At 39.9% G+C, this 807-nt stretch carries 2 protein-coding genes; both read right to left on the reverse strand.

The window, feature by feature from the left end:
* Positions 1–109: 109 nt before the first annotated feature.
* Positions 110–262 (reverse strand): hypothetical protein, encoded by a 153-nt coding sequence (locus AC1DSE_RS36010; RefSeq protein WP_477512014.1) that lies wholly within the window; start codon positions 260–262, stop codon positions 110–112.
* Between the two features lie 357 nt (positions 263–619).
* Positions 620–807: hypothetical protein (locus AC1DSE_RS36015; protein WP_477529209.1), on the reverse strand; the 188-nt coding region annotated here is incomplete at its 5' end.

Here is an 807-nt window from a genome sequence, read left to right on the forward strand (position 1 = left end):
GAATGAGTCTGTCATTCAAACCAAAAGAACGAGAAAAAATCTAATGTAATTTAACATGAAAATAAGCCCACTACGCCTATACGGGCATTGTGGGCTTATCAGCTTAATCTTACTTGTAAATTGAAGTATCTAGCGGAATAATGAACCCGCCGTCAACAGCTTGTGTCACATTTATTGCGATATTCTTTACTCCAGAAATATCTACCTCAATCGTCTGGAGATCACTATTTGGCGAAATCTTCTCTACTTTTTTAAGGAGCACATTCTTATCATTATCCCTAATTTCAAGAGACTCTACTTCCTTGCCGATTGCAGCGAATTGCAGAACAAGCTTCTGATATTTGCCGTTAGGGCTGAGCTCTGTTTTCCTCCTCTTGGGATGTCTTCAAATCCAGGAACTCCGGAAACAACGGTTATTGAGAGATAATTTCTCTGAAAGATGACGCTACATGTGGGATCGTCTCTGCGTTTATGGAGTTGAAGATTTTACCATATTATATCGCAAAGCCCAATACTTCATTTCTATTTCTCCCTTCTTCCAAGCTGCTGATTATCCCAACCCTTTCTAAAAGCATAAGCTCCGGAAGGATCACGCTGTCAGTTTATTTCCCTACTTCTCTCATTCCGGCTGTTCACTTTTGTATAGAAAGGTAGATGATGATTTCAGGGTTTTCAAATCCAAGCTTAAGGAAACAAAATCGGGGTTTCTTCTATGTATTATCATACTTAACACGAAAAAAGGCGCTCCCGGCAGTAGTCCAGGAGCGCCTGCTTTATATTCAATTGTATATGGCCAGAACTTTCTAC

It is taken from the genome of Paenibacillus sp. 01L418, assembly GCF_056400045.1.